We start from the raw sequence: 16,996 nt of genomic DNA on the forward strand, positions 1-16,996 counted from the left end.
GTTCTTCAGGTTTGCGGGTATTCGTAAAGGGTGATTGCGCAAAATGTAATCACTGTTTTCTTTTCCACCAGACCTGAAATGAGGGAAACGAGGCATGAAGAGACAAAAACGAGATCGCCTGGAACGGGCACATCATCGTGGTTATCAGGCCGGTATTACCGGACGCTCAAAAGAAATGTGTCCTTACCAGACCTTGAATCAAAGGTCTTACTGGCTCGGAGGCTGGCGAGAAGCCATGGAGGACAGGGCTCAGATTGCTTGAGCTTGTCTCTTTAAAAAGAAACCTCCGCATTGCGGAGGTTTCGCCTTTTTGAAAGCCTGTCTGTCAGGCTATCAGAATACAGAGGTGTCCTGGAACAGACCTACTTTCAGGTCAGTTGCAGTATAAATCTGTTTGCCGTCCACCAGCACTTCGCCATCAGCGATACCCATGACCAGACGACGGTTCACTACACGTTTGAAGTGAATACGGTAGGTGACTTTTTTCGCGGTCGGCAGAATCTGGCCCGTAAATTTCACTTCACCAACGCCCAGCGCACGGCCTTTACCTTCGCCGCCAAGCCAGCCTAAATAGAAGCCGACCAGTTGCCACATAGCATCAAGTCCGAGGCAGCCCGGCATCACGGGATCGCCGATAAAATGGCAGCCAAAGAACCACATGTCAGGATGGATATCCAGTTCCGCTTCCACGTAACCCTTATCAAAGTTACCGCCGGTTTCGGTCATTTTCACGACGCGGTCCATCATTAACATGTTGGGAGCCGGCAACTGCGGGCCTTTCGCGCCAAACAGCTCGCCGCGCCCGGAGGCAAGAAGGTCTTCTTTCGTATAGGATTCGCGTTTGTCTACCATGTTCTCTGTATGCCTTATTTTAGTGAAGCCCGCAGGTTAGCTAACACGTGTACGCTGAACAAGTCCGATCAGTTGTGGTTAAACCAGTTCATCCACCGTAACGGCCACGGACGCTGGCGGATATCCTGCTGCGTCGCCTGTGCGATACGCTCGCCGATAACCCCAAGTAATGTCGTCTGACCTTCGCCATCCCACGGAAGCGTGGTTAATAAGGGTAGCGCATCTGTGACATCATCAATGGCCCAGATAGAAAATTGCCCCTGATCGACCGCGTCCAGGATCTCCTGGCTAAGCGATAAATGACGCACGTTAGCGCAAGGGATAATCACGCCCTGTTTGCCCGTTAAGCCACGAGCCTGACAGACGGTAAAAAAGCCTTCGATTTTTTCGTTAAGCCCGCCGACCGGCTGCGCGCGACCAAACTGATCGACCGAGCCGGTGATTGCGATCTGCTGATTAAGCGGCGCGTTCGAGAGAGCACTGATAAGCGCGCACAGCTCGGCCATCGACGCACTGTCGCCATCCACTTCGCTGTAGGACTGTTCGAACGTCAACGATGCGGAAAAGGGCATCTGTTGCTCAAGATCCAGTTCGGCCATCAGAAACGCCTGCATGATCATCATGCCTTTGGCGTGAATGTTTCCACCCAGTTCAGCCTTGCGCTCGATATCAGTGAATTCGCCGTCGCCAATATGTACGACGCAACTGATACGCGACGGTTCGCCAAAGGCGCGGGGATGGCCCGGAAATTCAACCACAGAAAGGGCGTTAATCTGGCCGATGCGCTCGCCTTCCGTTTCTACCAGCAATTGACCGAGCAGAATTTCATCCTGCATACGCTCTGCAAGATAGCCTTCACGCCAGGCGCGGCGCTCCAGCATCTGGGCGAATTGCGCTGCGCTAAACAGGCTTTCATCGCAAAAGGTGGCGGCTTCGCTTAGCTGTCGTACCATCCAGAGCGGATCTAACGGCAGCGTCTCCTGGTCGCCGGTATAACGGACGGCTTCGCGGATCAATAGCGGCCAGGCGTCGCTTGCGGGGGCAGGCAACTGATGCTGATGTGCGAGCGCACAGACCCAGCTGCACCAGAGCGACATCTCTTCTTCGTCGGTGATTTGCAGATCATCTTCATATTCGCTGTAGATAGCCTGTTGAGCGAGAACAGGTTCCATCTCCTGAAAATCCGCCAGCGATTCGCGATCGCCTACCAGCACGAGGCGCAGATCAAGCGGCAGTGACGGGATGGAAAGCGGCAGTGGACGTGATTCGTCTGGTGCGATCCAGTCGAAGCGTTTCGTAACGACCATCTGTTTCAGGCGCAGCCATAGCAATGGCTGCATGAGCAGCGTTTTCAGTGAGAGAACCAGAATGCCGCCATTCGCCTTATGCACCAGACCTGCCTCAACCGCAATACGACCTGCAAACTGCCGCACGCAGCCGAACAACTCGTTCGCTTCGGCCCACGTGGTAACCACAACATCGGGGCGGACGGCGAACTCGCCGGGTATTTCATTTGGTGGTGTAAGCGTGACGTTGGATTCGTCAATAATATAGTGCCCACCGACAAGGCCAGCCTGCGGCAGAAGCAATGTTTTTGCGGTGTGGGCAATCAGTTCCAGCAAAGGTTTTTCTTCGTCTGCCTTTACCAGCATGAAATCACTTAAAGGACGCGGAGCGCACAGCTGGCTCAACCCGTCGTGGAGGCGAGGCTGAAGGGCCTCGAAATCAAGCGCACCAGTAAGAGTGGCATCGATGTCATTAAACCGGGACTGGAAGGTCTCCGTATCAGGTACGAGCGCTTGTGATGTAAGTCTGTTAATGGTCAATGTCGAGGTTTTTTAGTCTGATGTAAAAGGCGAGATTATAGCGTAATGCGCGGTTCAACACACCGGAAATGCCGATATTGCCCCGCAGAATCTCCCGACGGGTCACAGACGGTTATTTCCCCTCAGCGAAACGAAAAAAAACTGTTATCCTGAAATGAGTTACACGGTCATCCTGAGATCGCAATGAAATACCAACAACTCGAAAACCTCGAAAGCGGCTGGAAGTGGAAATATCTGGTGAAAAAGCATCGCGAAGGCGAGCTGATAACCCGCTATGTTGAAGCCAGCGCGGCAAAAGAGGCAGTGGATCTCTTGCTGGGCATGGAAAACGAACCGGTAAGAGTGCTGACCTGGATCGAACAGCATATGAATCCGGCGCTGCAAAATCGCCTGAAGCAGACGATTCGCGCGCGTCGTAAGCGGCATTTCAACGCCGAGCATCAGCATACCCGTAAAAAGTCTATCGACCTGGAGTTTATGGTCTGGCAACGGCTGGCTGGCCTTGCGCAGCGCCGTGGTATTACGCTTTCCGAAACGATTGTGCAGTTGATTGAAGATGCCGAACGTAAGGAGAAGTATGAAAACCATATGTCGACGCTAAAATACGATTTGCAGGCATTGTTAGGCAAGAAAGAATAAATAGCGAAGCGTAATGCGCAGGGGATTTACGCCAGTCCGGCTAAAGCCTTCCCTGAAGACCTTTTCACCGATAACGGCGTACGGTACGGCATTGCGGTGCTGATTAAGCAACTACACCTTTTGTCTGTTTTGTAAAAACAAAAAACCCCGCCATAGCGGGGTTTTTTATTAACGTATAACTTAAGCCTGCGGCTGAGTTACAACGTCTTTAACGCCTTTAACTTCGATCTCTACGCGACGATCCGGACCCAGGCAGTCGATCAGAGCTGCACGAGCTTTCACGTTGTCACAGGTGTTGCCAGTGACCGGATTGGATTCGCCCATACCACGTGCGGAGATCTTGTTGGACGGGATACCTTTGGAGATCAGGTAGTCAACAACAGACTGAGCACGTTTCTCAGACAGACCCTGGTTGTAAGCGTCAGAACCGATACGGTCGGTGAAGCCCAGAACCACTACGGAACCGTCTTTCGGGTCCAGGTTGCTCAGCTGGGAGTACAGCTGATCCAGTGCCTGCTGACCTTCCGGTTTCAGAGTGGATTTGTTGAAGGTGAACAGAACGTCAGACTTCAGAGTGAAGTGTTTGGTCTGTACTTCCGGAGCCGGAGCCGGAGCCGGTGCAACAACCGGTGCTACGTTGTCTTCCTGACCGAAACGGTAGGAAACGCCAACGCTCAGCATGCCGTTGTCCGGACGGGTGCCAACAGTCTGTGCGTCGCCGATGTTGTTAACCCACTGGTATTCCAGACGGGTAGCGATGTCACGGGTAACTGCCCACTCAACGCCGCCAGCGAATACCGGAGAAACGCCAGTGTCATGGTCGTCGCCGCCGATGTTAGAAGAGGAGTCAGCACGCCATACCATGCCGCCCAGACGGGTGTAAACGTCCAGATCGTTGGTTACCGGGTAACCCAGTTTAGCGGTCAGCTGTACGCCCTGAGCTTTGAAAGCGCCGTTTACAGTGTCGCCTTTATACGGCATGCGGCCCAGCCAGTCATAGCCCATTTCGAAACCAACGTACGGGTTAACCTGGTAACCACCGAACGCGCCTGCGCCCAGCTGGCTTTCGTGGGTCGGGCCATCGTTAGGAATAAAACCGGTATCGTGGAACTGGGACCAGCCCAGTTTGCCGCCTGCATACCAGGTGTTATCTTTCGGTGCGGCCTGCGCTACGGTAGCGAAGCCAGCCAGTGCCACTGCAATCGCGATAGCTGTCTTTTTCATTTTTTGCGCCTCGTTATCATCCAAAAAGGCCATGCGCTTTTCCGGGGGGAAAAGTTCACGGTTAAATCCTTCACCGGGGTTATAGCTCAATGGTTACTCTACCGATATTGTCGGTTTATTGATGAGCACCCTGGCGAGGTAAAGTCTACAACGTAGTTGAAAACTTACAAGTGTGAAGTCCGTCAGGCATATGAAAAAAAACAACTTGCGAAAGCAAAATTTAACATTTTTGAGGTAATTTTAAACACTCGTAAAGTACATAACCGGACTTCGATGCCCGTCTGGCCGTTCATTCGCCACTATCGCTTCTGCTAAAGAGACACAGACAAATTCGTACCAGGATTTATCCTAAAAAATATCAATGCACCATTCTTGAGTGAATTCTTAAGCCAGAACGTGGTCGTTCACCACCGAGCGAGGGTTGCACCGGGCGCATTAAAAATCCCATCGCATTTCCTTTTTCTGCCGCCTCCGTGAGAAGGCGGTGTTCTTCATCCGTTAAATCATCATGCAGCCAGGCGATCACTACGCTGTAGTTGCCGGTTTCAAGCGCGCGAATCATGGAACCGAGGGTAACTTGTGGATCCATCTGGCTCACCTGCATCACTTTCGTCAACGGAAGCCCTGCGGATTCAACCCACTCACGACTCAAGCGTTGCTGAGGCGTGAGCCACAGCTGCCAGCGGGATTGTTGACCGAGCTGCTGCAATAAGGGCAGCAACACCAGTTGTGTCATCCATGGCTGGTCTTCGTTGTACATCACTTCACTTATCAATCCCTTGGTTTCAGCCTGAGCCAAAGCGCCAGCCGTTTCTTTTGCCAGACGACGTGTGCCATGCGCGCGATTTTGATGAGAAAAGTACATAAAGGTCCAGCCTCGCTAGTTACTGTATGCATATACAGTAATGCTGTGGGGGCCAAAGATCAATCTAAATTTCTGAAAGCATCTCGCAAATTTCGCATCTTAATAGACTCAAAAATGAAATTCGGATTGCTCATGAGGCACAACTTTCATATGTTCCTCTTAAGGGAAAAGCTAATGGGATTTTTTATCCGTTACTTGTTGATATAAAAAGGAATAATCATGGATAAATGTTCATCTGACACGCTTCTGCGGGTGCAGAATACTCTTTCATCTTTGGGAACTGTTACCCATCGTTCACTGTTTGGCGGCTATAGCCTTGCCATTGATGACGCCGTATTTGCCATGCTGGTGGAAGGGCGTTTATATCTACGCGCAAGCGACCTCAGCCGTGACTATCAGCATACGCATAGCCCCGAAATGCTAAGTTGTACCCGCCGCGGCCGTAACATCAGCCTTAATTATTATCTGGTCGATGATGAGTTGTGGGGATCGCCTGCATTGCTGCGCGATCATGCGAGGGTTGCGCTAGCCTGCGCGCGAGCGGAGAAAAGCGAACGTGCCCGCGAACGCCGCGTGAAAGATCTGCCTAATCTGAATGTGCAGCTTGAGGTGTCGTTATGGGAGGCCGGGATTCGAGATGTCGATACGCTCTGCGCCTTCGGGGCAAAAGAGTGCTGGCTTAAATTACGTAAGGCTCGCAAAAACCTGGGCCTTCATGTGCTTTATGCGCTTCAGGGGGCCATTACTGGCACCCATGAAGCGGCATTGCCCGCGCAAATCCGCGAAGAGTTGCTGGAGTGGTTTATGCAGCTCTCCGTACAGAATCAATCCTGAACAAGCTGACGCTGCAGACGGCTTAACTCGGGCAATAAAGAGATAAGCAGACCAATTTGCTGGAGTACCAGCGGCTCTTTGCTCTCCTGACGCGGTTCGATCTGTTGAATGCGCTGCGCTAGCGCCTGTAACGACTTTTCAACTCGCGCTTCATCGGCAGGCTGGTGATGAAGCGCGTCATCGACGTAGCAGACCGCATCATCAAGCAGCGCGAGGATCTCCTGGCGCGTCAGTTTTTCGCGGTGCGCCCCGAGCGCAGAGATATAGCTGGTGAGCGTGTGGTTAAGACACAGCAGGCGAAAAGCTGTATCGCGCATCGTAGTACTCACTCGCGGTTCGCTGGACATATTCGAGACGACTGACGCCAGCTCTGCATCGCTGTTATGCGCATCGCGCCGGGCGATACGATAAGCCAGTCGGTTGTCACGGCCCTGATGGTACTGCTCGAGGATAGCGTCAAGATACCGGCAGTTGGCATTCAGCGCACGTTCGAGCACCACCGGGAGTCGACGAAACCGCCAGTCGGGCCAGATAAAACTCACCGCAAACCAGGCAATCGCGCAGCCGATGACCGTATCCAGCACACGCGGCAGTGCCACTTCAAATCCCTCACCCAGCAGGTTAAAGCACAGCAGCACTAACAGCGTGATGAACAACGTGGCATGCGCGTACTGCACGGTGCGGAAAACGAAAAACAGCACGCCAGTTATCACAATCAGTACCAGTTGCCCTTCCAGTGACGGAACGAAATAGAGGACGGGAATGCCCACTGCGACGCCCGCCAGTGTGCCAATAATACGCAGCGTCAGACGATGGCGTGTGGCGTTATAGTTTGGCTGGCAGACGAAAAGGCTGGTGAGCAAAATCCAGTAGCCATGGTTGAGGCCCGTAAACTGGATAAAGGCATAGCCTACACACAGCACGACGGACATTCGCACAGCATGGCGGAACAGCGCTGACTGTGGCGTCAGATTGCGGCTCAGTCGAAACCAGATATCGCTAAAGCCGTGCAGGCTATCGTCCGCCAGACGGTGTTCACTTTCGCTTGCGGCAGGCTGGGTAAACGGCTGCTCCGACTCAATAGTGGCAAGCTGGGCGTCGATGGCTTTCAGGTTCGCGACCAGAAAGCGCACCGCTTTGAGATGCATTGCTGAGCCGCCTGCGGCAGCGGTGCGATCAAGAGCCGCATCAAGATGCGTAAAGGCGCGCTCGAAACGCGGGTCGTGCTGGTATGGCTTACGCAACAGTACCGAGCGCGCAAGCTGCTGGCAGGCCTGTGATTGCATGGAAAGTAGCCGCTGAAAGCGGAACATCACGTCGCTGTAGCGGAACGTGTCTCGCAGCGTCTGGTACTGGATGTGGGATGAACTGGCGCGCTCATGAATATCCTGTGCAACAAAATAGTAGTGCAGGGTGCGTCGGGTGCTGCGTTGCCCGCGATCGCCGCGCAGGCGGGTTAACAGGGATGCCTTGGTCTGGTTCAGCGTGGCGACCAGTTGGCTGTTGGCCATTGCAAGCTCCAGCATTGGCACCTGGCTTTCATCTTCAATATCCGGGTCGAAGAGCCGCGATTTGATATCCAGATACTGCGCGAGCTGTTCATAGCAGCGGGCCAGGTTTTCCTGTAGCGGACGCACCGGGAAGAGCAAATGGCCGGCAAGCGTCAGCAGGTTATACCAGACTGCACCTGCAAGCAGCAGCAGCGGCTGCTGATACCAGTGCTCATATAACGATACGCCGAGCATCGTGTAGATGGCTATCAGCAGCGCGCCGAAGGCGATAGTGGCGTAGCGCTGCCCAAGACCCCCCAACAAAATAAAGCCGATGGTGGAAACGGTAAGCCCGGCGGCGAACAACCATGGCCACGGAAACAGCAATTCCACGGAGGCGGAGGCGATAAAAAAGCTGATAAGTGTAATCAGCAAATTGCGCAGACGACCCGTCAGGCGATCGTCAAGATCGGTCAGGGCGGCGGCCACGACGCCGAGGGTCAGCGGGATGGTCAGCTTCGCCTCGCCAAGCCACCAGGGCAGCGCCGCCGTACCGCAAAGCGCGATAAAAATGCGCACATTGGTTAGCCACGCGCTGGTCCAGGCATGGCGTTGAAGCAAGAGGTTTCGCATCATGAGCGCATCCGGTTTTACTGGAAACGCCGACGGGCGTTCGCTTCGCGGGCGGCCTGCGCGGTCTCTACGGACACCACGCGACGGCCAACTGGCCAGAGCGCTATCCCGGCGATTTTAAAGTTCGCGATGCCGACCGGAATACCGATAATCGTCAGACACTGTGCGATGCCCGCCGTAATATGCATCAGGCACAACCACCAGCCGAAAAATACCAGCCAGAAGAGATTCAGTAATGTGCCACCAGTATTCAGCAGCGCGTTTTTCCCCGCGGGTTCAAGTTCGTCGACATGCACCGCTTCATTGCCATAAGGCACCAGCGACAGCTTCGTTATCTCCCAGCACGAGCGCGTCAGCGGCAGAGTGATCACCAGAACGATGCTGATAAGCGTTGCAAAAAGCCAGGAGAGCGTAGTGGCGAAGCCGCCCAGCACGAAATTAAGAATATTTAAAACAGTACGCATAAAACCTCAGAAGCGTCGGCAGAGCGCCGTAATGTTAACCACAACAATTGTAACGCGTTTTGGGTCTGGAGCGTGATATCGCAGGCGGGTAAACTTAGCGCTATTACACCATTCACTGGCAGCCTCATGGAACTGAAAGCAACTTCTCTGGGTAAACGTCTGGCGCAACACCCTTATGACCGCGCGGAAATTCTCACCGCCGGGGTGAAAGTCTCCGGCGATAAACATGAATACCTGATCCCGTTTAATCAGTTGCTGGATATCCAGTGTCGTCGGGGACTGGTCTGGGGGGAGCTGGAATTTGCGCTACCGGATAATAAAGTGGTGCGCCTGCACGGCACCGAGTGGGCCGAAACGCAGCGTTTTTACCACCACCTGACTACGCTCTGGCAGCAGTGGAGCGAAGAGATGAGCGAGGTGGCCGCGGGCGTGCTCAATGCCTGGCAGGAGAGGCTGCGCAGCAGCGAAGCTCAGGACAAATGGCTTAAGCGCGACGAAAGCGAGGCGTTGTGTCACGCGCTGCGTCGGGCATTACAGGCCCTGCCGATGCCTACATCACGCCTTGAGGCGTTCGACAATTGTCGTGATGCCTGGCGCGAGTGTCAGGCGTGGCTTGCCGACAGCGAAGCGAAACGCCTTGCGCATAATCAGGCGTTTACCGATGCCATGCTGACACGCTACGCCGATTTCTTTTCACACATAGAAAGCTCGCCGCTTAACCCTTCACAGGCGCGGGCGGTGGTCAATGGCGAAAGTGCACTGCTGGTGCTGGCGGGTGCGGGCAGTGGCAAAACGTCGGTACTCGTAGCACGCGCAGGCTGGCTGATAGCGCGCGGCGAAGCGACGGCGGAGCAAATTCTGTTGCTGGCGTTTGGGCGTCAGGCCGCGAAAGAGATGGAAGAGCGGCTTCAGGCGCGCCTGCACACCGATGAAATCACCGCGCGGACGTTTCATGCGCTGGCATTGCAGATAATCGGACAGGGCGGGCGTAAAACGCCGCGCGTCAGCGAGCTTGAAAGCGACACGACGGCGCGGCACGAATTGTTGTTGAACGCGTGGCGCGAGCAGTGCCGTGAGAAAAAAGCACATGCGAAGGGCTGGCGGCAGTGGCTGAGTGAAGAGCTGGAATGGGAGATCGACGACGGCGAATTCTGGGAGGACGAGGCGCTTGGCAAACGGCTCGCCAGCCGTCTCGACCGCTGGCTCGGGCTGATGCGCATGCATGGCGGTTCACAGGCGGAGATGATTGCCGCTGCGCCTGATGACGTGCGCGATGTTTTCCAGAAGCGCGTCAAATTAATGGCACCGCTGCTAAAAGTCTGGAAGGCTGCGCTCAAAGCTGAAGAGGCCGTCGATTTCTCCGGGCTTATCCATCAGGCAATAAATGTGCTGGATAAAGGGCGCTTCGTCAGCCCATGGAAACACATTCTGGTGGATGAATTTCAGGATATTTCGCCGCAACGCGCAGCGCTGCTGGCGGCGCTGCGCCGGCAGAATTCGGCTACCAGCCTCTTTGCCGTCGGCGATGACTGGCAGGCCATTTACCGCTTCAGCGGCGCGCAGCTCTCACTTACGACCGCCTTTGAACAACATTTTGGCGAAGGGGATCAGTGCGCGCTCGACACCACCTACCGTTTCAACGGGCGAATCGGTGAGATTGCGAACCGGTTTATTCAGCAAAACCCTTATCAGCGTGAAAAGCCCCTTAATAGTCTGCGCGCAGGCGATAACAAAGCCGTCACGCTACTGGCGCAGACGCACCTGGAGGCGTTGCTCGACAAAATGAGCGGCTACGTGCGCCCCGACGAACGCGTACTGGTGCTGGCGCGCTATCACCATTTGCGTCCCGCGGCGCTGGAAATGGCCGCAACGCGCTGGCCGAAGCTGCAACTCGAGTTTATGACTATCCACGCCAGCAAAGGGCAACAGGCGGATTACGTGATTATTCTGGGGCTCAACGAGGGCCGGGAAGGGTTTCCGGCACCGGCGCGAGAATCCATTATGGAACAGGCGCTGCTGCCGCAGCCGGAAGATTTCCCGGATGCCGAAGAACGCCGGCTGCTGTATGTGGCGCTGACGCGCGCGCGGCATCGTGTCTGGCTACTGTATGACAAAGCAGCGCCGTCGGCGTTTGTCGAGGCGCTGACGCGCCTTGGCGTTCCGACGGCCCGCAAGCCTTAAGTTATTTCAGGCGTTCGGCAAGATAGCGCGGATAGTCAGGGATCAGCACATCCAGTGTGTCGCCAAAGGTCGGAGACTGGATAATAAAATCCGCAGTCGAGAGGTTAGTCGCCACGGGGATATTCCAGACCGTGGCGAGACGCAGCAGCGCTTTCACATCCGGGTCATGCGGTACGGCATTCAGTGGGTCCCAGAAGAAAATCAGCACGTCGATTTTTCCTTCGGCGATCATCGCGCCGACTTGTTGATCGCCGCCCATTGGCCCGCTCAGCATAGCGTTAACATCAAGCCCGGTGGCGCGCTGCACCAGGTTGCCGGTCGTTCCGGTGGCGTAAAGCGTGTGGTTCGCCAGTAGCGCTTTATGGCGCTCGACCCATTTCATCAGCATCGATTTACAGTGATCATGCGCGACCAGCGCAATTTTCTTTTGGGCTGGCAGAGTGCGTGTTGTCAGTTCCATATCATTTTCCAGATTAAATAACTGGATACAGATTACTGTAAGTGATGGATGCTGCAAGCGAAGCCGTTAAAAACTGCGCGTTTAGCACACCGTTCAGGCAAGCAAGGGGAGGCGTGGTGAGCGGCGTTTCTTTGGCATACACTTGGAAAGACGGATTTATGGGGGAGAGAAAATGAAAGAATCTGATATCGCAGATATTTTGCAAAACACCAAAACCATCGCGCTGGTGGGCGCAAGCGACAAGCCGGACCGTCCGAGCTACCGGGTGATGGCCTACCTGCTTGAAAAGGGCTATCACGTTATCCCCGTCTCGCCGAAAGTGGCAGGCAAAACGCTGCTTGGTCAACAAGGGTACGCCACGCTTGCTGACGTACCGGAAAACGTCGACATGGTGGATGTGTTCCGTAATTCTGAAGCGGCCTGGGGTGTGGCACAGGAGGCCATTGCAATTGGTGCGAAAACACTCTGGCTACAGCTTGGCGTAATTAACGAGCAGGCGGCGGTGCTGGCTCGAGACGCGGGGCTCAATGTGGTGATGGACCGCTGCCCGGCGATTGAAATTCCACGGCTTGGGCTCTCCCGCTAATAAAAAACCCGGCGTTGCCGGGTTTTTTTAGTTGCGCAGACGGGGCGCCTGGAGCTGCTGGCGAATGGAGCGCGCCAGTTCATCCATTGAGGGTTGCTCTGGATGTTCATCCTGCATCTCACCGCTCAACTGGGCTTCTGCAAGATAGGTGTGCACGGGTTGGCCGTCGTCGTCTTCCATCACAACGTGATACCACGGCGCATCGCGCAGCTCGGCGTTTACCGCCATGTCATCGTCGTCGGGTTCGTCCAGCGAGTATTCAGGGTCAATGTCAACGACAACACCTAAATACCCTAACAGAGAATGACGGACCTGCTGGCCGATACCGAATTTGCTGGCAATCATTGTCACCTCCCGGGAAACGTTCATACCCTCTATATGAGGACGGAGCATTTCTTTTCAAGTTACATGACGCGACAGGCAAACCCTTTCAGATAAAGACCTTCCGGGTAGCTCGCGATCACAGGGTGATCGGCGGCCTGACGGAACTGCTCTATAAATTGTACATCACGCCCGGCATCTGTTGCGGCATCGGCAATAATTTTCTGGAATAAATCGGTTGTCATCAGGCCGGAACATGAGAATGTCAGCAAGATGCCGCCTGGATTAAGCAACTGAATAGCCAGCATATTGATGTCTTTATAACCGCGGCATGCACCCATCAACTGGCTTTTATTCTCCACGAATTTTGGCGGATCCATCACGATAACGTCGAATTTCTCGCCCTGATCGCGGTATTTGCGCAGCAGCTTAAACACGTCGTCGCGCACGAACTCCGCTTTGCTGAGATCAAGCTGGTTGAGTTCGACGTTTTGCTTTGCCACGTCCAGCGCGTCCTGGGAGGTATCGACACTGATCACCTGGCGGCAGCCGCCCATCAGCGCGGACACGGCAAAACCGCCGGTATAAGAGAAGCAGTTCAGCACGCGTTTGTCCTGCACGTAGCGGCGCGTGGCGAAACGGCTGTCGCGCTGGTCGAGGTAATAGCCCGTTTTATGGCCGCCTTTGATATCGACCAGTAACTTCATGCCGTGTTCTTCAATCGCCAGCAGGTCCGGCGGCAGTTCACCACTTACCAGGCCTTGTGCCAGTTCCATGCCTTCTTTTTTACGCACCGCGACATCAGAACGGTCATAAATAGCGCATTCCGGGTAGAGTGCCTGCAACGCCGATACCAGCGCCGGACGCTGGTATTCTGCACCGGCCGAGAGCAGTTGTAGCACCAGGAAATTGCCGAAGCGGTCGATTGTCACGCCCGGCATTCCGTCAGATTCACCGGCAATCAGACGGTAGCTGTCGAGCCCGTCTTTTTGCGCAAGCCAGTCGCGCCACTGCTGAGCCTGTGTCAGGCGACGGGTGAAAAAGGCGATATCAATGGTTTCATTCGGGTCGAACGTCCATACGCGCGCGCGGATCTGCGAGGCGGGGGAGAGGGCGGCACGGGCTAACCATTTTCCCTGATGGTCGACGACGTCGATGGTTTCACCCGGCGCGGCTTTACCTTCCATACGCGCGACAGCGCCGGAAAAGACCCAGGGATGGCGGCGCAGCAGAGACTTCTCGCGCCCTTTGGCTAACACTAAACGTACGCTCATAATTTGCTATTCTGTGAATCAAAGAAAATGGGCGCCATTCTCCCGACTTCAGCCGGGAAATGCAACGCTACTGCAAAGGAGAACAGCTATGGCTCAACAATGCACGATGGCCTGGGTTCATGGGCAGGTACAGGGTGTCGGTTTTCGCTATACCACACAACACGAAGCAACGCAGCTTGGCGTCACCGGCTACGCCCGCAATCTGGATGATGGCAGTGTAGAGGTACTGGCCTGCGGCGAGGCCGAACAGGTTGAAAAACTTATTGCCTGGCTAAAAGCGGGCGGGCCGCGCAGCGCGCAGGTGGACAAAGTGCTGACTGAGCCGCACGCGCCCGCAGAAGATTATCGCGATTTCCGCATTCGTTATTAAATGCACTTAACCGGTTTTGGCAGGCCTGCAATCTTTGTTGCCTGCTTTGCCGGGCCTTTTGGGAACAGGCGATAGAGATAGCGGCTGTTGCCTTTCTCTTCGCCAAACTTTGTCGCCATCGCTTTTACCAGCATACGAATCGCAGGCGAGGTATTAAATTCGATATAAAAATCGCGGACGAAGCGCACGACTTCCCAGTGTTCTGGCGTAAGCGTAATACCTTCTTTCTCTGCGATAACCTGTGCCAGTCCTTCGCTCCATGCGTCGAACACCTTCAGATAACCTTCGGCGTCGGTTTCAAACTCTTTACCTTCAAACGTTAACATACGCACTCATGCCCTCATTCAAACTGCGCGCAGTGTAGCAAATTCCGCACGCCAGAAAAAACAAAGCCCCGCACGGGCGGGGCTTAGGTAAGGCATCAGTATGTCGTTAGTCGCGGCTTGCGAAGCCCAGAATGCTCAGCAGGCTCACAAAGATATTGTAGAGCGACACATACAGGCTGACGGTGGCGCGAATGTAGTTGGTTTCGCCGCCGTGAATAATATTGCTGGTTTCAAACAGGATCGCGCCTGATGAAAGCAGAATAAACACGGCGCTAATTGCCAGGTGCAGCGCAGGCAATTGCAGGAAGATGTTGGCCACCATACCGATAAGCACGACAACCACACCCGCCATCAGCATACCGCCCAGGAAGGACATATCCTTGCGGGTGGTCAGCACGTAGGCAGAGCAGCAGAAGAACACCAGCGCGGTACCGCCGAGAGACAGCGCGATAAGATCGCCCATCCCGGCAGAGAGATACGCGTTAAGCATCGGCCCCAGGATATAGCCCAGGAAGCCCGTGAAGGCGAACGCCGCGATAATACCGCTCGGCTTATTGGCCAGACGATAGGTCAGGAACATCAGGCCGTACATACCGACCAGCGTCAGGATAAGACCCGGCGAAGGCAGCGCCAGTACGGTGCTGGCGGTCGCGGTGATCGCGGAAAACGCCAGCGTCAGGCTCAGCATAAAATAGGTGTTACGCAGAACCTTGTGAGTGCTAAGCAGCGACTGTCTGTCGCGCGCAGAGGTAATTAAGCGATCCATGAGTTTTCTCTCATTACAGGTGTTTAGTTTCCGAGCATAGAAGTTTGCACGCAACGGGAAAAGGGCTTTTACCCATCTTTACGCTGTTTTATCTCTCTAAAAACAAGGACTCAGTAAGCACATTTATCCCCTGAAAAAACGGTGCTGGCGGCACGCTTTCAGATCGCCCTCTTATATATGACGTAAAATCGTTGCGCGAAAGCCGGCACGCGTCTATCTGTGTAAACGACAGATCACAACAACACACAAGGCGTGGAAAATGAAAGCAAAACATAAGGCCCTGACTTTTTCTCTCATCGCGGCCGTTATTTCCGGCACAGGCGCGACGGCGTATGCGGCGCAGGTGCCGGCAGGCGTTGAGCTTGCTGCTAAACAGGAACTGGTGCGCAATAATGGCAGCGAACCTGCCTCTCTCGACCCGCATAAAGTGGAAAGTGATGTTGAATTCAACGTTATTAGCGATGTTTTTGAAGGCCTGGTAGCGGTGCGTAAGGATGGTTCCATTGAACCGCGTCTGGCGGAAAGCTGGGAAAATAAAGATAACACCGTCTGGGTTTTTCATCTGCGTAAAGGCGTCACCTGGTCAGACGGCGAGCCTATTACGGCAGAAGATGTGGTCTGGAGCTGGCGTCGTCTGGTCGACCCGAAAACCGTTTCACCGTACGCCAGCATGCCTGGCAACATGCACATTGAAAATGCAGCCGATATCGCGAACGGCAAAAAACCGACGGAAACGCTCGGCGTCAAAGCGCTGGATGACAACACTATCCAGATAACGCTAACGCAGCCTACTGCGGCTTTCCTCCCGATGCTGGCGCATCCGTCGCTGGTGCCGATTGATAAAACTGCCGTTGAGCGTTTCGGTGATAAATGGGCGCGCCCGGAGCATTTCGTTTGCAGCGGCGCGTATAAAGTTGTCGACTGGGTTGTAAACGAGAAAATCGTTGCTGAGCGTAATAAACGCTACTGGAACGATAAAGAGACAGTCATTAATAAAGTGACCTATCTGCCGATCGCTGCAGAATCAGCAGATTTAAATCGTTATAAAGCAGGCGAAATCGACATCACCAGCACCGTGCCGCTTAACCAGTTCGCGCAACTGAAAAAAACGATGCCTGAGCAGGTAGACGTCTCGCCACTGCTTGCCACGTACTACTACGAATTTAATAACAGCAAAGCGCCCTTTAACGACCCGCGCGTGCGCCGCGCGCTGAATATGGCGCTGGATAAAGACGTCATCGCCGAAAAAGTGCTGGCGCAAGGGCAGCGTCCGGCGTGGGTGATCAGCCAGCCTGAGATCGGCGGCGTGAAGATTTCTCCGCCGGATTACGCCAGTTGGCCGCTTGAAAAACGCGTCAGCGAGGCGAAAAAACTGCTGGAAGCCGCAGGCTTTAATGCACAGCATCCGCTTACGTTTAATCTGCTCTATAACACGCTGGAATCGCATCAGCGCATCGCTATCGCGGCAAGCTCCATGTGGCAGAAAAACCTTGGCGTGGTGGTGAAACTCCAGAATCAGGAGTGGAAAACTATGCTTGATAACAAACACACCGGCAACTTTGATGTGGTGCGCTACGCATGGAACGCCGATTACGATGACGCGTCGACGTTCCTGAATAACTACCGTACCGGCGACAGTCAGAACACCTCGCGCTTTACTAATAAGGCGTATGACGAGGCGCTGGCAAACGCGGCGAAAGCGGCTGACGTAACGGCGCGCGGCAAATATTATCAGCAGGCAGAAACCATTTTGAGTGAAGAAGTGCCCGCGATCCCGGTCTATCACTATGTGCGCACCCACATGGTCAAACCGTGGGTAGGGGGGTTTTACTCGAATAATCTGGGTTATTACTACACCAAAGATATGTATATCAAAAAACATTAA

General features: G+C 54.4%; 18 protein-coding genes. 7 read left to right on the plus strand and 11 right to left on the minus strand.

Translation table 11 applies throughout. From position 1 onward, the window contains the following. The first annotated feature begins 94 nt into the window (after positions 1-94). Entirely contained in the window at positions 95-262 is a 168-nt protein-coding gene (gene rmf, locus AFK62_RS20965; protein WP_004385424.1) for a ribosome modulation factor, read from the plus strand. A 71-nt stretch (positions 263-333) separates the two neighbouring features. Here the strand turns inward: rmf and fabA are convergent, their stop codons facing one another. Together fabA and AFK62_RS07205 are read right to left on the minus strand one after the other, a co-directional pair. Further along, entirely contained in the window at positions 334-852 is a 519-nt protein-coding gene (gene fabA, locus AFK62_RS07200) for a bifunctional 3-hydroxydecanoyl-ACP dehydratase/trans-2-decenoyl-ACP isomerase (protein ID WP_032983916.1), read from the minus strand. Positions 853-920: 68 nt separating this feature from the next. Next, entirely contained in the window at positions 921-2,678 is a 1,758-nt protein-coding gene (locus AFK62_RS07205) for an AAA family ATPase (RefSeq protein WP_032983917.1), read from the minus strand. Between the two features lie 183 nt (positions 2,679-2,861). Here AFK62_RS07205 and matP point away from each other — a divergent pair, with 183 nt between their 5' ends. Continuing rightward, entirely contained in the window at positions 2,862-3,317 is a 456-nt protein-coding gene (gene matP, locus AFK62_RS07210; protein ID WP_007664750.1) for a macrodomain Ter protein MatP, read from the plus strand. Positions 3,318-3,497: 180 nt separating this feature from the next. Here the strand turns inward: matP and ompA are convergent, their stop codons facing one another. Further along, the gene (gene ompA, locus AFK62_RS07215; protein ID WP_129232763.1) at positions 3,498-4,541 is read right to left on the minus strand and encodes a porin OmpA; all 1,044 of its coding nucleotides are present in this window, start codon (positions 4,539-4,541) and stop codon (positions 3,498-3,500) included. A gap of 358 nt (positions 4,542-4,899) precedes the next feature. Then, complete coding sequence (gene sulA / locus AFK62_RS07220; protein ID WP_007664755.1) at positions 4,900-5,406, minus strand: SOS-induced cell division inhibitor SulA; 507 nt, start codon at positions 5,404-5,406, stop codon at positions 4,900-4,902. Positions 5,407-5,625: 219 nt separating this feature from the next. Between sulA and AFK62_RS07225 the strand changes: the two genes are divergently transcribed. After that, positions 5,626-6,240 (plus strand): TfoX/Sxy family DNA transformation protein, encoded by a 615-nt coding sequence (locus AFK62_RS07225; protein ID WP_007664757.1) that lies wholly within the window; start codon positions 5,626-5,628, stop codon positions 6,238-6,240. On the opposite strand, the gene yccS is transcribed toward AFK62_RS07225, so the two are convergent. Beyond that, positions 6,231-8,363: a YccS family putative transporter gene (gene yccS / locus AFK62_RS07230; protein WP_085960950.1), complete on the minus strand. Its 2,133-nt coding sequence runs from the start codon at positions 8,361-8,363 to the stop codon at positions 6,231-6,233. The genes AFK62_RS07225 and yccS overlap by 10 nt on opposite strands. Before the next feature lie 17 nt (positions 8,364-8,380). After that, positions 8,381-8,827: a YccF domain-containing protein gene (locus AFK62_RS07235; protein ID WP_007664759.1), complete on the minus strand. Its 447-nt coding sequence runs from the start codon at positions 8,825-8,827 to the stop codon at positions 8,381-8,383. A gap of 126 nt (positions 8,828-8,953) precedes the next feature. Here AFK62_RS07235 and helD point away from each other — a divergent pair, with 126 nt between their 5' ends. After that, entirely contained in the window at positions 8,954-11,008 is a 2,055-nt protein-coding gene (gene helD, locus AFK62_RS07240; RefSeq protein WP_007664760.1) for a DNA helicase IV, read from the plus strand. A gap of 1 nt (position 11,009) precedes the next feature. Here helD and mgsA read toward each other — a convergent pair whose 3' ends face one another. Next, positions 11,010-11,468: a methylglyoxal synthase gene (gene mgsA, locus AFK62_RS07245; RefSeq protein ID WP_007664761.1), complete on the minus strand. Its 459-nt coding sequence runs from the start codon at positions 11,466-11,468 to the stop codon at positions 11,010-11,012. A gap of 172 nt (positions 11,469-11,640) precedes the next feature. On the opposite strand from mgsA, the gene AFK62_RS07250 reads away from it, so the two are divergent. Then, positions 11,641-12,054 carry a CoA-binding protein gene (locus tag AFK62_RS07250; RefSeq protein WP_007664763.1) on the plus strand — a complete coding sequence of 138 codons (414 nt, stop codon included), beginning with the start codon at positions 11,641-11,643 and terminating at the stop codon, positions 12,052-12,054. Positions 12,055-12,081: 27 nt separating this feature from the next. Here AFK62_RS07250 and hspQ read toward each other — a convergent pair whose 3' ends face one another. Both hspQ and rlmI read right to left on the minus strand, forming a co-directional pair. Continuing rightward, positions 12,082-12,399: a heat shock protein HspQ gene (gene hspQ, locus AFK62_RS07255; RefSeq protein WP_007664764.1), complete on the minus strand. Its 318-nt coding sequence runs from the start codon at positions 12,397-12,399 to the stop codon at positions 12,082-12,084. Positions 12,400-12,458: 59 nt separating this feature from the next. Beyond that, entirely contained in the window at positions 12,459-13,649 is a 1,191-nt protein-coding gene (rlmI, locus tag AFK62_RS07260; RefSeq protein ID WP_032983919.1) for a 23S rRNA (cytosine(1962)-C(5))-methyltransferase RlmI, read from the minus strand. A gap of 88 nt (positions 13,650-13,737) precedes the next feature. On the opposite strand from rlmI, the gene yccX reads away from it, so the two are divergent. Next, entirely contained in the window at positions 13,738-14,019 is a 282-nt protein-coding gene (gene yccX, locus AFK62_RS07265; RefSeq protein ID WP_007664768.1) for an acylphosphatase, read from the plus strand. Here yccX and tusE read toward each other — a convergent pair. Together tusE and yccA are read right to left on the minus strand one after the other, a co-directional pair. Next, complete coding sequence (gene tusE, locus AFK62_RS07270) at positions 14,016-14,345, minus strand: sulfurtransferase TusE (RefSeq protein WP_032983921.1); 330 nt, start codon at positions 14,343-14,345, stop codon at positions 14,016-14,018. The two genes, yccX and tusE, sit on opposite strands and share 4 nt — an antisense overlap. A gap of 106 nt (positions 14,346-14,451) precedes the next feature. After that, the gene (gene yccA, locus AFK62_RS07275) at positions 14,452-15,111 is read right to left on the minus strand and encodes an FtsH protease modulator YccA (protein ID WP_007664775.1); all 660 of its coding nucleotides are present in this window, start codon (positions 15,109-15,111) and stop codon (positions 14,452-14,454) included. A gap of 259 nt (positions 15,112-15,370) precedes the next feature. Between yccA and AFK62_RS07280 the strand changes: the two genes are divergently transcribed. Next, positions 15,371-16,996, plus strand: a complete 1,626-nt coding sequence (locus tag AFK62_RS07280; protein ID WP_053531811.1) for an ABC transporter substrate-binding protein — start codon at positions 15,371-15,373, stop codon at positions 16,994-16,996.

It is taken from the genome of Cronobacter condimenti 1330 (assembly GCF_001277255.1).
Classification (GTDB): domain Bacteria; phylum Pseudomonadota; class Gammaproteobacteria; order Enterobacterales; family Enterobacteriaceae; genus Cronobacter; species Cronobacter condimenti.

What these genes read in the sequence shown, in the direction of transcription:
- rmf (WP_004385424.1), top strand. Translation starts at nt 95, where the DNA reads ATGAAGAGACAAAAACGAGATCGCCTGGAACGGGCACATCATCGTGGT.
- fabA (WP_032983916.1), bottom strand. Translation starts at nt 852, where the DNA reads ATGGTAGACAAACGCGAATCCTATACGAAAGAAGACCTTCTTGCCTCC.
- matP (WP_007664750.1), top strand. Translation starts at nt 2,862, where the DNA reads ATGAAATACCAACAACTCGAAAACCTCGAAAGCGGCTGGAAGTGGAAA.
- ompA (WP_129232763.1), bottom strand. Translation starts at nt 4,541, where the DNA reads ATGAAAAAGACAGCTATCGCGATTGCAGTGGCACTGGCTGGCTTCGCT.
- sulA (WP_007664755.1), bottom strand. Translation starts at nt 5,406, where the DNA reads ATGTACTTTTCTCATCAAAATCGCGCGCATGGCACACGTCGTCTGGCA.
- AFK62_RS07225 (WP_007664757.1), top strand. Translation starts at nt 5,626, where the DNA reads ATGGATAAATGTTCATCTGACACGCTTCTGCGGGTGCAGAATACTCTT.
- yccS (WP_085960950.1), bottom strand. Translation starts at nt 8,363, where the DNA reads ATGCGAAACCTCTTGCTTCAACGCCATGCCTGGACCAGCGCGTGGCTA.
- AFK62_RS07235 (WP_007664759.1), bottom strand. Translation starts at nt 8,827, where the DNA reads ATGCGTACTGTTTTAAATATTCTTAATTTCGTGCTGGGCGGCTTCGCC.
- helD (WP_007664760.1), top strand. Translation starts at nt 8,954, where the DNA reads ATGGAACTGAAAGCAACTTCTCTGGGTAAACGTCTGGCGCAACACCCT.
- mgsA (WP_007664761.1), bottom strand. Translation starts at nt 11,468, where the DNA reads ATGGAACTGACAACACGCACTCTGCCAGCCCAAAAGAAAATTGCGCTG.
- AFK62_RS07250 (WP_007664763.1), top strand. Translation starts at nt 11,641, where the DNA reads ATGAAAGAATCTGATATCGCAGATATTTTGCAAAACACCAAAACCATC.
- hspQ (WP_007664764.1), bottom strand. Translation starts at nt 12,399, where the DNA reads ATGATTGCCAGCAAATTCGGTATCGGCCAGCAGGTCCGTCATTCTCTG.
- rlmI (WP_032983919.1), bottom strand. Translation starts at nt 13,649, where the DNA reads ATGAGCGTACGTTTAGTGTTAGCCAAAGGGCGCGAGAAGTCTCTGCTG.
- yccX (WP_007664768.1), top strand. Translation starts at nt 13,738, where the DNA reads ATGGCTCAACAATGCACGATGGCCTGGGTTCATGGGCAGGTACAGGGT.
- tusE (WP_032983921.1), bottom strand. Translation starts at nt 14,345, where the DNA reads ATGTTAACGTTTGAAGGTAAAGAGTTTGAAACCGACGCCGAAGGTTAT.
- yccA (WP_007664775.1), bottom strand. Translation starts at nt 15,111, where the DNA reads ATGGATCGCTTAATTACCTCTGCGCGCGACAGACAGTCGCTGCTTAGC.
- AFK62_RS07280 (WP_053531811.1), top strand. Translation starts at nt 15,371, where the DNA reads ATGAAAGCAAAACATAAGGCCCTGACTTTTTCTCTCATCGCGGCCGTT.